Below are 12,660 nucleotides of genomic sequence, written 5' to 3'. Positions count from 1 at the left end.
AAAGAAGGTAATTTTTGTATTGTGATATACAATATTATACCTTTTTAAGTAAATTATTGGAACAGCCATAAGGCAAAATTTGGAGGTTATTTTCATGTCGAACAATGTATTACCTGCAGGTTCTCCATGGTCAGCGTTTTCTGGTCCTAACTTAGGTTATGTATTAGAGCAGTATGACTTATTCCTGCAATCTCCTGAAGAAGTGGAACCGGAACTAGTAGAATTATTCCAAGCTTACGGTGGTCCTGTTTTTGCAGATGGTCAACAACCGGTTGCAACAGCAGCAGTAACAGGTACTGGAGACTACAAAAAAGTATTAGCCGCAGTTAAGTTAGCAGAATCAATTCGTGAATACGGCCATTTAGCAGCAGACTTATACCCATTAAAAAATCGTCAATTAGATACTTCACGCATTGAAGAAAGCGTATTCAATTTAACAGCAGCAGATTTACAAGCTATCCCTGCATCAGTATTTTTTGCAAATGTTCCTGCAGGTGTTACAAACGGTAAGGAAGCAATTGATTATTTAAAATCTGTTTATACAGATAAAATCGGTGTGGAAGTTGCACATTTACAAAATGCGGAAGAACGTGCTTGGATCGAAGCTCAAGTTGAAGGCGGAACATTCAAAACAACGTTATCTGCTGAAGAAAAGAAAGCAGTATTAGAGCGTTTAACACGCATTGAAAACTTTGAAAAATTCATTCATAAAACATTTGTTGGTCAAAAACGTTTCTCTGGAGAAGGTTTAGACACTCAAATCATTTTATTAGATGAAATTATCAAATCATCTGAAGCTAAAGGTGTAAAAAACGTTCGTATTGGTATGGCTCACCGTGGTCGTTTGAACGTATTAACTCACGTATTAAATAAACCATACGATATGATGTTCTCTGATTTCGCCCACGTTTCTAACGATCTTTTCTTCCCTGAAGATGGTAAATTAGAAATTACAAAAGGCTGGACTGGCGACGTTAAGTATCATATGGGTGCATCTTACACTCATGATTCTGGATTGAACGTTAAATTAGCCTACAACCCGTCTCACTTAGAAGTAGGGAACCCGCTTGTAATCGGTTCTGTACGTGCAGCTCAAGATGATGTATCAGCAGCAGGTGTTGCTAAACATGATCCATCAAATGCATTTGGTATCATCCTGCACGGTGACGCGGCATTCGCTGGTCAAGGGATTGTAACTGAAGGCTTCAACTTCTCTCAAACAGAAGGATTCACAACAGGTGGTACAGTTCAAATTATCGCAAACAACATGATCGGTTTCACAACTGAGTTACATGATTCACGTTCATCTAATTATTCATCTGACCCTGCAAAAGGCTATGATATACCTGTTATTCATGTAAACGCTGACAGCCCTGAAACAGTGGCAGCTGTTGGTCGCTTTGTAGCGGAATACCGTGCGAAGTTCAAAAAGGATATCGTAATCGACTTAATCGGTTACCGCCGTTACGGTCATAACGAAACTGATGATCCAACAGTAACAAACCCTGAAACATATAAATTAGTTGCAAAACATGAACCAATTCGTGCATTGTATGGTGCAGAATTAGCTGAAGCTGGTATTTTATCTGCTGATGAAGTAAAAGCTTTAGATGCTGCTATTTATGCGGAAATGCAAGCGGCGTATGATCATGTAAAAGAAATGGCTGAAAAAGACGAGCATTTAACGCCTAATATGCCGGAAGAACTAAAAATCGAATTCCCTGAAATCGATACTAAAGTAGATGCTGAGCGTCTGGCTAAAGTAAATGAAGATCTACTTGTATTTGCAGATGGTTTCGAACCGCAAAACAAGTTAGGTAAAATTTTAGCAAAACGGCGTGATGCATTCGCTGATGGTAAAATCGACTGGGGTCATGCTGAAACATTAGCATATGCAACAATCACACAAGATGGCACACCGGTTCGTTTCACTGGTCAAGATGCACAGCGTGGTACGTTCTCTCAACGTCACTTAGTATTACATGATAAAAACAATGGTTCTGAATTCACACCATTACATCACATTGAAGGTGCAAAAGCATCATTCACAGTTTACAACTCACCACTTACAGAAGCAGGTGTAGTAGGCTTTGAATACGGGTACAATTTAGAAAACCAAAATGTACTATCTGTATGGGAAGCACAATTCGGTGACTTTGCAAACATGGCGCAAGTAATGTTTGATAACTTCATCTCAAGTGCCCGCGCTAAATGGGGTCAAAAATCTGGATTCGTACTTCTTTTACCACATGGTTATGAAGGTCAAGGTCCGGAACACTCATCAAGCCGTATGGAACGATTCCTGCAATTATCTGCAGAAAATAACTGGTTCGTAGCAAACTGTTCAAATGCAGGCAACTACTACCACTTATTACGCCGTCAAGCTGCATTATTAGGTACAGAAGGTGTACGTCCATTAGTAGTGGTTTCTCCAAAATCACTTTTACGTCACCCACTTGCTGCAGCTACTGCTGAACAACTTGCAACTGGTCGCTTCCAGGAAGTAATCGAGCAAGAAGGTTTAGGCAAAAATACAGAAGCGGTTGAAAAAGTAGTACTTGGTACTGGTAAAGTTATGATCGATTTAGCAGAACGCGTGAAAGACGGCGAAGGGCTTGATCACTTACACATCATCCGTGTTGAACAAATTTATCCATTCCCTGCACAACAAGTGAAAGATATTATCGCTCGTTTCCCGAATGTTAAAGAAATCGTTTGGGTACAGGAAGAACCGAAAAACCAAGGTTCATGGACATATGTTCTTGAAACATTATATGATATCGCAGAAGGCAAAAAAGTTCGCTATGTAGGACGTCCTGCAATGAGCTCAACTTCTGAAGGCGATGGCGATTCACATAAAGCTGCACAAGCTAAATTAGTGAACGAAGCACTTGAAAAGTAATAAATGATTTGTTTAAAAAGAGCTGCTTCTATTTAAAATAGAAGTGGCTTGCTATACAATGAATGTGTAGCGTAATTAAAGGAGGATATGAACGTGGCTGAAATTAAAGTCCCTGAATTAGCAGAATCAATTACTGAAGGTACAATTGCCCAGTGGGTGAAAAAAGTTGGAGATCGCGTAGAAAAAGGCGAATTCATCGTTGAGTTAGAAACTGATAAAGTTAATGCTGAAATCATCTCTGAAGAAGCAGGTGTTTTAAAACAAATTTTAGCTGAAGAAGGCGATACTGTACTAGTAGGACAAGTAATCGCAGTAGTTGAAGCAGGCGAAGGCGCAGCACCTGCACCAGCTGCAAAAGAAGAAGCACCAGCAGCTCCGGCTCCAGCAAAAGAAGAAGCTCCTAAAGCAGCAGCACCTGCACCAGTTGCAGTTGAAGAAACTTCAGGTGAGCGTGTAATCGCTTCACCGGCAGCTCGTAAATTAGCTCGTGAAAAAGGCATCGACTTAGCAGCAATTTCACCTGTTGACCCACAAGGTCGCGTACGTGTACAAGACGTTGCAGCACATGGTACAGCACCGGCGGCTCCTGCAGCACAATCTGCTCAAGCTCCAGCTGGTAATGGTCCAATGATCTTTACACCAGCAGCTGATACAGACCGTGTTACAGTTGAAAAAATGAGCCGTCGTCGTCAAACAATTGCAAAACGTTTATTAGAAGTAAAACAATCAACTGCAATGTTAACTACTTTCAATGAAATTGATATGACGAACATTATGGCATTACGTAAACGTAAACAAGATGAGTTCGTGAAAGCTAACGATATTAAATTAGGCTTCATGTCATTCTTCACAAAAGCTGTAGTAGCAGCATTAAAGAAATATCCATATGTAAATGCACAAATTAACGGTGATGAAATTCACTTAAACAACTTCTTCGATATCGGTATTGCTGTATCAACTGAAGAAGGTTTAGTAGTACCAGTTGTTCGTGATGCAAATGCGAAAAACTTTGCTGAAATCGAGAAAAACATTGCAGAATTAGCTGGTAAAGCACGCGACAAAAAATTAGGCTTAAACGACATGGCTGGCGGATCATTCACAATCACTAACGGTGGTGTATTCGGTTCATTAATGTCAACACCAATCATGAACGGTACTCAAGCTGGTATTTTAGGTATGCACTCAATCGTAAACCGTCCAGTAGCTGTTAATGGTGAAGTTCAAATTCGTCCAATGATGTATGTAGCATTATCATACGACCACCGTATTATCGATGGTAAAGATTCTGTTGGCTTCTTAAAAACAGTTAAAGAAATGATCGAAAACCCAGAAGATTTATTATTAAATTCTTAATAGTATATACTCTACTAATGCGCAATACTTTACGTATTGCGCATTTACTTTTTTTACCGTTAAATTTCAGAAAAATGAGTGTTGACGGAAATGTCGCAATAATGTAATATAAACATATCAATTTCATATCAAAACCTCACACTCTCGTGAGGTAGAGGCGCGATACTTAACAGTTTTATATGGAGCCATGAGCTGGCTGTGAAATATAAGAGAAGGAAATATCGCCGAAGTGTTGTAAACGCTCAATTTTACAATGCTGGGTCTGCAGTGAATAATTGCAGAACTGTCTCAATCATCTATATCCCTGATGGTTGAGTTGTGCTATCTCAAAATGGGAACTGTAGAGGATTCGGGCTAATTATAATTTAAACGACCTAAAGTTCTTCTTTTAGGTCGTTTTTTGCATATATAACGCCCGAAATTTAACAAATAAGGAGAGAATTTCTATGAAAAAGAGACTATTAATTTTGCTGACTGCCATGACAATGCTATTGCTAGCAGCTTGTGGTTCAAGCGATGAAGGTACTACAAGCAGTTCTGATTCAGACAAAAAAGTGATTAAAATCGGTATGGAAGCAGCGTATGCGCCTTTTAACTGGTCACAAAAAGACGATGCCAATGGCGGAATTCAAATTTCAGGTTCAAAGGAATATGCAGCAGGCTATGATGTGGAAATTGCGAAAAAAATTGCAGAAGGTCTGGACATGGAATTACAAATTGTTAAAACAGACTGGGATGGCTTAATTCCATCATTACAATCAGGTGCGATTGATCTAGTAATCGCTGGTATGTCACCAATGCCTGAACGTAAGGAAGTAATTGATTTCACAGAGAATTATTACACAAGTGACTATGTCATTGTTGTAAAAGAAGACGGCCCATATGCTAATGCAACTTCATTATCTGACTTTGCAGGTGCAAAAATTACAGGTCAGCAAGCGACAACACACTATGATGTAATCGATCAAATCGAAGGTGTTCAAAAACAAGTAGCGGCAACTGATTTTGGTGCAATGCGCGTGCAATTGCAGTCAGGCGCAATTGATGGATATGTTTCAGAACGTCCGGAAGGTATCTCTGCTGAAATGGCACTGAATAATATTAAATACATCGTACCTGAGCCAAACTTTGAAGCAGACGAAGCGTCAACAGCTGTAGCAGTAGGTTTGAAAAAGGGTTCAGATTTACGTGAACAAATTAACAAAGTTTTAGCTGAAATTTCGGAAGAAGAGCGTCAACAGTTAATGGAAGACGCAATTGCAAATCAACCAGCAGCACAATAATCGTGTAGCATTAACAGTTTTAATGAGGTTGTCTTGCCGGCAAACGGAAGACAACCTTTTTCTATTAAAATTATGGTTTCATACATAAATAGTAGAAACAAAGAAAGAAATGGAGGACAAGGCGATGGCATTTTTAGAATCATCATGGAACTTGTTTACGGACAACTGGGATTTATTTGTACGCGGAGCTTGGACTGCACTTCTCCTGGCAATTATCGGGACAATTTGTGGAACACTAATCGGATTTTTCATCGGAATTATGCACACAATTCCACAACGCAAGAAAAATATTAAATCAGCTATTCTGAAAGTCATTAATTTTATTTTAACGGCTTATGTGGAAATTTTCAGAGGTACGCCAATGATGGTACAGGCGATGGTCGTATTTTACGGTCTTGTCTATTTAGGAATCGATATTGACCGCTTTTTAGCAGCTTCCATCGTAATTAGTTTAAACACAGGTGCCTACATGGCTGAATATGTGCGTGGGGGTATCGTATCGATTGATAAAGGCCAATTTGAGGCTGCACAAGCTATTGGAATGAATCACCTGCAAACGATGATCCATATTGTTCTGCCGCAAGTTGCACGCAATATTTTACCTGCAACAGGGAACCAGTTCGTAATGAATATTAAAGATTCATCTGTATTAAGTGTTATTTCGGTAGTGGAGCTGTTCTTCACTGCGAATTCGATTGCGGGCAGTAACTATAAATATATTGAAGCGTTCTTTATCGCAACGGTATTATACTTTATTATGACATTTACTGTAACTCGTTTCTTACTGTTGTTCGAGAAAAAGATGGACGGACCGTCTTCATATAAAGTAGAGCTCATTACAGGCAACAAGCTAGATAAGGATGGTGAATAAAATGACAGTTGTAATTGATATTAACCATTTAAATAAAAAATTCGGCGATCATGAAGTATTGAAAGATGTCAATTTCCAAGTAAACAAAGGGGAAGTCGTAACATTAATCGGTTCTTCAGGTTCCGGGAAGTCAACACTGTTACGCTGTATTAATTTACTGGAAACTCCAACTGCAGGGGAAATCATCTACAATGGTGAAAATATTTTAAATGACGGTCATCAAATTGAAAAGTATCGTACGCATTTAGGTATGGTATTCCAGCAGTTCAATTTGTTCAATAATTTGGATGTTCTAAATAACTGTATTGTTGGCCAAATCAAAGTGTTAAAGCGATCAAAAGATGAAGCAGAACGGAATGCGATGAAATATTTGGAGCTTGTCGGAATGAGCGCTTATAAAAATGCGAAACCGAAACATTTATCCGGTGGACAGAAACAACGTGTCGCAATCGCACGTGCACTAGCGATGGATCCGGATGTAATGCTGTTCGATGAACCGACATCAGCACTTGATCCTGAAATGGTAGGGGAAGTATTAAAGGTAATGCGCCATCTGGCAGATCAAGGGAATACGATGCTGATCGTGACACATGAAATGGAGTTTGCCAAGGAAGTATCGGACCGAATTGTTTTCATGGATAAAGGGGTTATCGTTGAGGAAGGCCCTCCGGAACAATTGCTAGTAAACCCAAAACACGACCGGACAAAAGAGTTCCTGAAACGAACACTACGGTAATAGATAAAAGTGAGTGTGAAGTTGCAGTACTGTTGGATAAGAAGAATTCCGTTACTAAGAAATAACGGATGTTTTGAAAATTGATTGGAATGAAGGGCGACTCCAGCGGGAACAGCACGACGCCTGAGACTACAGGCTCAGGCCGTGCCCGCGGAAAGCGTCCCGAAATGGAAATCAATTTTCAACGCTCAGCAAAAAAAGCTATTTTTTCTCTCAGAGAAAAATAGCTTTTTTGGGTTATGTGCCCCTTATTTTCGTGAGTTCCATTCGCTTATTAAAATAAATACAATTGCAAAAGCAATTACAATTGCGAAAAACCACATCGGAAGACTACCAAATGCCATAAATTCCACCTCTGTTTGTGAGTTTAACATGGAAAAGTTGTTCTATCAAATATAGGAAACAGCGATAAATTAAAACTAATTTGATGAGGTAGGCTTCTATGTGTTTATATTAGAAGCAAGAAAAGTCGATTTTTACTACAACGCGCTTTCCACTGGCAGGAAAATCATATAAAATAGGAGAGTATCGATATTAGCTAAAAGTGAGGGAACAACATGCTACATTTAAATTGGAAAGATGCACCGACAATTCGCACAGTAAAATGTGTACATACAGATGCATCGAAATATTTAGTATCAAACGTATTAACAGTAGGCAAAGAATATGAAGTGAAAAATGAAACTGAAGAATTCATCTTTGTAATCGACAACACAGGTGAAGTTGGCGGATTCTATAAAGAATACTTCGCTTAAAAATTAAAGGTGTGCGAAAAGTCATAATGGCTTTTCTCACACCTTTTTTATTTCTGTTCTAATATCGTATGCTCGATTTCATGGCGCTTTTCGTCTGTCTGTACATGTACACGTAATGTATCTTCAATATCGTGCAGCAATTGCATCTGGGTTTGTTTAAACCGGTCAATATCACTATGGGATAATGCTGGTCGATTCGCTGCTTTTTTGGACACTTCAAGCATCTTGCCGTTTTTACGCATCAATTGTTCCGATGCATCCATTAAACGTTGCTGAGACCGTATCGCACGTCGCTGATTGTTCATATTTAATAACATCGCTATTTGAGACTGCCATAAAGGGATGGTCGTCATAATCGAACTTTGAATTTTTTCGATTAACATTTGATTCGTTTGCTGAATCATCCGGATTTGAGGTGCATATTGTATTGCCACTTCACGCGATAATTCAAGATCATACATACGGCGATCAATCCACTCGATTTGCATTTCAATATCTTTCAATTCATGCTGTTTAAACGGATTGTGTCCATCTATAATTTCTTTTTGCAGTGCAGGTAAGACAACATCTCGCATATGCTGTTTTTTAATTTCCAGTGTGGCAATATAAACATTGATTTCCTGGAAATAATCTTCATTGATTGCATAGAGTTTATTTAAAAACTGGTAATCGTTTAATAAAGCATTTTGGTTATATTCCAGTTGGATGCTTAAGCGATCAATGCGTTTACTCAACTTATTGTAATGGGTCATAATTTCTTGAATAGACTGTGTGGAACGACTGAACAGTTTAGCAAAAAAACCTTTTTCCTGTTCAATTAATGCATCCGGGTCAATCATCTCCAAATGCTGCATTAAATCGGATAAAACTTCACCGACTTTCCGTACATCTTTGCGCTGAATATACTGCAGCATCTGGGTCGTGAATTTTTTCAGTGCTTCTTGTGCAGGTAAACCAAATGCCAGAACCGTTTCGTAATTTTTCGGCTCTAAATTTTGGGCTAATTGCAGGGCCCGTTGTTTCATATCATTTGATAATGATGCGAAAAGCGGTGAGGCTGCATTTTTTGCAACATTCACCGCAAACTGTTCCTTACTTACTTGCAAGTCAACATTTTCACTCGCTGTAAAGGCATCAAATGGATTATTGGTCATATTCATTGTTACTCACCGCCGATTTTTAATCGATCTTTACGCTTTTCATTCGACAATTTTGCAAAGTCGAGTTCGATTTTTAAGTTTTCGATATCCGAAGATAAAGCACTTTTCAAATCTGATTCCATCGTAATTTGTAGCTCTTTTAAAGTTCTGCGCGTATCTTCCAACGCTAAGTGCACTTCCGTACCGGGCACTTGTTCTTTTGTCAGTAACGTGTATTTATCAGAAAGCTGAACGGCTGACGGTAAGTGTGCATAGAAGAAATCTTCCACTGCATAAAACTTGTGCGGGTTTGTCTGCACAATATTGATAATGCGTTTTGCTAGTTTTGACATTTCATTTATTTGCTTAAAAGAACGTACCGAACGCACTCTGACATACTGCTGATTTAATGCCTGAATATGTGAACGGGCCTGTTTTAATTGTGCTTCGATTAAATTGTATTCCGATTTTGAAAGCCCAACTTTTTTACTTTGTGTCGTTTTTTGAATGGCGTATGTTACTTTATTACTGATGAAATATGCTGCTGCTCCAAGAGGTAATGCCAGCATCGTTGTTATGCCGGTAAAATTAACAAACGTAAGTGTAGCCGCTGTCGAAAAAACTAATACATTAATTAGATGTCGTGTTAGAAAATTTATAGGACCAAGCATTGTCATACCTCCTTTACTCGATACTATTGATACGTATGAAACGTAAAAAAGTTTCAATATTACTTACTTTATTGCAGAAAAATCAGCGGAATTAATTATTTCAAACCACGTATTTCATAAGAAATTGTAATGGCGGCTTTTCATTAATCGTAACAAGTTTTGGCTCTATTAAAAAGTAAAAAGATTTGAAAAGCTGAACAATTATTATGATTTCCATTCTTCCCCTAATTATAATGAGCATTATTAGACATCGCGGACAAAAGTGTTTAAAATATAGAGAAAGAAAGGATAATGTATATGTATAAAATTATTTATATGAAGGCAGATTATGAGCCTTGGTGGCAATTTGACGGTTGGGAAGAGTATATCGTATCAAGGGAGCAATATGATACAGAGCATCAATTCCAAATGGCATTGAATCATTTGCTTGCTCAATTTCGCAACAAATATGAGTTTGAAGCACATAAAAATGAACGATTTTATGCATTTTGGTCAGAGGATGAATGTGAATTTTGTGAAGCCTGTGATGATGATGCCCAAATTTATCATGGCATTATTGTATTAACGCCAGAAGCGATTACACAATAACTACATTTGATTGAAAATTTGCTTAATTTGCCAAATGGTAATTGACAGTCATAATTATGATATATATACTATATTTAACAATTGAAAGATTGACCGAATACAATGGCTTCACATATTACAAACAGTAATCGAGTTAGTGGATCGGTACTCTTGTAATATGTGTTTTTTTATTTGGTTTTTTAATTGTTAACTTTTATTTTTGGAGGTATTTATTGATGAAACAAGGTACAGTAAAATGGTTTAACTCAGAAAAAGGTTTTGGCTTCATCGAAGTAGAAGGGGAAAACGATGTATTCGTACACTTCTCTGCAATTCAAGGTGAAGGTTTCAAAACATTGGAAGAAGGACAACAAGTGGAATTCGAAGTGGTAGATGGCAACCGCGGACCACAAGCATCTAATGTAATCAAACTATAAAAGTACAAATTCCGAAGCTGCGTATCATTGTACGCAGCTTTTTCTTTGCTATTACACATATTTGAATAGAATGCTATAATTTGGAAGAAGTATAAGGGAGGTTGCGATATCGATACGAAAAGTACATAATACAGTTGCTAACAATAATAGGACGTTAAAATGGGGAACAATTATTATATTAATATTGGCCAGTTTATTCGTACTGTTATACGTGCAAAAACAAAGAGAGCAGTCAGACAAACAAGTGAACGCACTGGCGGATAGTGAAAGTAATTTCAGATCGATAAGCGAAACATATTTAAAAATACATCAATATGAGCTTTTTTATCGGGACAATTGGATTCGCTCAAAAGAAGCTGTAAAATCTTCTGCATTAAGTGAAGCAATATCTAAATTTACGCTTATCGATTATTTACAGCAGCAAAATATTACACTAAGTGATGAAAAGCGCCAAATTCAGCTGAAAATATTAGATGAGCAGATTACATATGATATGCAAAATCCACTATTGAAACTGTATTTTGAAAAGATGTTCCAAGAGCTTGATATTAGCAAACAGGACTATATCGAGGAATATTTACTTGTTAATAAAGAACATGATATTTTATACAGGGAGATGCATGATACTGGTAAAGGCTTGGTTTTGGATGAATGGGGCACTTCAAGCTATCCGGTTAGTGACCAGGAAGAACTGTATACAAAAAAGATGGGAATATCATTCGATTACCTTGAATATTTAGCAGAAAGCGAATTCGTCCATATCGAGCCTTCGATTACTGATTTGGAATTGCCTTTTACAGTGGATTCTTATCATTTCAAGTTCGCTAAAACTCGGGAGGGGGGTATTGTTCTAACCTCAAGAGATTTTAATATAATGGGTTTAACAGATGAACAGAATACCTTAATTCACGAAGTTAGTGAAAAAAATAACCTGCAGGAGTTGGCGCGGTATAATTTCAGTCAATATAAAGAAGCTTTGCAGCAAGAAGCGGCATTAGGAAATGAAAATGCACCGGTTTCAAACGAACTGCTGGAACTATTCATTGTCGTGGAGCGGAGTTTGGATATGGAGCTTGATGAAGTGGCAAATTATCAGTTCGGTAAAATACCTTCATATGACAACAACCAGCTGCGGAGACATAAAGATATTACATTACAGTTGTATGAGTATGAAAATTATTATTTAGATGAGAACGTTCCTGGTAAATCCTATGCTTACCGAATCGCCAATGAAGAAGTAGGGGCGATGTATGGTTTATTAAATTATTTGAAACAGGATTTTGAAGTTGAATTAGATGAAGCAGCACGTTCAAATGCACGATTACAGCTTGAAAAGTCGCTAGATGAGCAAATGAAAAATCCTTATTTTAAAAAGTATATGGATGATATACTCCAGACATTTGATATACCATTATCCACGTATATAGATGATTATTTATTATTGAAAGAAGAATATAAACTTCTTTTACAGTTAATGAAAGATCAAAATATCGGTCTTGATCATAAAGGTCGATATAATAAAGGCTGGATCGAAGCGCGCTACAGAATGGCTGCAGATTTTACATGGGAAGATAAATTTGAGAAAATGTGGTCGATGGATGATGAAGAAATTGTGGAACCACTCGAGCCGCAGCCTGATTTATCATTTCCTTTACCGGTTTATACACCACAAATAGGTATAAATAAAGAAGGACAATATGCTTTCACTTCTATATCAACGCTTCCGTTTTATTTAACCGATGAACTGCAAACATTATTTGATTTACTTGCCGAAACGTATGATTTACCGGTCCTTTCCCGTTATTCAATCACACAATATATAGACAAACTGGATCAATTAAAGGCTGATGAAACAAAGAAAAAGCAATTGCTTGAAATTCTCGACATTTATAAAAATACGATTATCGAATAAGTTTCCAAATAAAAAGAAGGAGTGCAGAATAGCT

11 protein-coding genes and 1 riboswitch are annotated in these 12,660 nt (G+C 37.6%); of the genes, 9 read left to right on the top strand and 2 right to left on the bottom strand.

Annotated elements, in window-relative coordinates; genetic code table 11:
• Nucleotides 1–94: 94 nt before the first annotated feature.
• The 6 genes from B5473_RS15650 (at nt 95) to B5473_RS15625 (ending at nt 7,900) form a co-directional block, all read left to right on the top strand.
• On the top strand, nt 95–2,902 hold the full coding sequence (locus tag B5473_RS15650; RefSeq protein ID WP_079526805.1) for a 2-oxoglutarate dehydrogenase E1 component: 2,808 nt from the start codon (nt 95–97) through the stop codon (nt 2,900–2,902).
• A 93-nt stretch (nt 2,903–2,995) separates the two neighbouring features.
• Entirely contained in the window at nt 2,996–4,255 is a 1,260-nt protein-coding gene (gene odhB / locus B5473_RS15645) for a 2-oxoglutarate dehydrogenase complex dihydrolipoyllysine-residue succinyltransferase (RefSeq protein ID WP_079526803.1), read from the top strand.
• Between the two features lie 144 nt (nt 4,256–4,399).
• Nucleotides 4,400–4,587: riboswitch (Lysine riboswitch) on the top strand.
• 114 nt (nt 4,588–4,701) lie between these two features.
• On the top strand, nt 4,702–5,538 hold the full coding sequence (locus tag B5473_RS15640; protein ID WP_079526801.1) for a transporter substrate-binding domain-containing protein: 837 nt from the start codon (nt 4,702–4,704) through the stop codon (nt 5,536–5,538).
• A 124-nt stretch (nt 5,539–5,662) separates the two neighbouring features.
• Entirely contained in the window at nt 5,663–6,409 is a 747-nt protein-coding gene (locus B5473_RS15635; protein ID WP_079526798.1) for an amino acid ABC transporter permease, read from the top strand.
• 1 nt (nt 6,410) lies between these two features.
• Nucleotides 6,411–7,145, top strand: a complete 735-nt coding sequence (locus tag B5473_RS15630) for an amino acid ABC transporter ATP-binding protein (RefSeq protein WP_079526796.1) — start codon at nt 6,411–6,413, stop codon at nt 7,143–7,145.
• A 557-nt stretch (nt 7,146–7,702) separates the two neighbouring features.
• Nucleotides 7,703–7,900: a DUF6501 family protein gene (locus tag B5473_RS15625; RefSeq protein WP_079526794.1), complete on the top strand. Its 198-nt coding sequence runs from the start codon at nt 7,703–7,705 to the stop codon at nt 7,898–7,900.
• Between the two features lie 47 nt (nt 7,901–7,947).
• Here the strand turns inward: B5473_RS15625 and B5473_RS15620 are convergent, their stop codons facing one another.
• Entirely contained in the window at nt 7,948–9,060 is a 1,113-nt protein-coding gene (locus tag B5473_RS15620) for a toxic anion resistance protein (RefSeq protein ID WP_079526791.1), read from the bottom strand.
• A gap of 2 nt (nt 9,061–9,062) precedes the next feature.
• Nucleotides 9,063–9,710 (bottom strand): 5-bromo-4-chloroindolyl phosphate hydrolysis family protein, encoded by a 648-nt coding sequence (locus B5473_RS15615; protein WP_079526789.1) that lies wholly within the window; start codon nt 9,708–9,710, stop codon nt 9,063–9,065.
• Nucleotides 9,711–10,007: 297 nt separating this feature from the next.
• Between B5473_RS15615 and B5473_RS15610 the strand changes: the two genes are divergently transcribed.
• The 3 genes from B5473_RS15610 to B5473_RS15600 all read left to right on the top strand — a co-directional run bounded on the left by B5473_RS15610 (nt 10,008) and on the right by B5473_RS15600 (nt 12,626).
• A complete protein-coding gene (locus B5473_RS15610) occupies nt 10,008–10,298 on the top strand; it encodes a DUF1033 family protein (protein ID WP_079526787.1) in 291 nt (96 codons plus the stop codon).
• Between the two features lie 215 nt (nt 10,299–10,513).
• Nucleotides 10,514–10,714: a cold-shock protein gene (locus tag B5473_RS15605; RefSeq protein WP_079526785.1), complete on the top strand. Its 201-nt coding sequence runs from the start codon at nt 10,514–10,516 to the stop codon at nt 10,712–10,714.
• Nucleotides 10,715–10,925: 211 nt separating this feature from the next.
• On the top strand, nt 10,926–12,626 hold the full coding sequence (locus B5473_RS15600) for a hypothetical protein (protein WP_254865348.1): 1,701 nt from the start codon (nt 10,926–10,928) through the stop codon (nt 12,624–12,626).
• The last annotated feature ends 34 nt before the right edge of the window (nt 12,627–12,660 follow it).

It is taken from the genome of Solibacillus isronensis (genome assembly GCF_900168685.1).
Taxonomy (GTDB): Bacteria; Bacillota; Bacilli; order Bacillales_A; family Planococcaceae; genus Solibacillus; species Solibacillus isronensis_A.
This window is presented reverse-complemented; position numbering and strand designations above follow the sequence as displayed.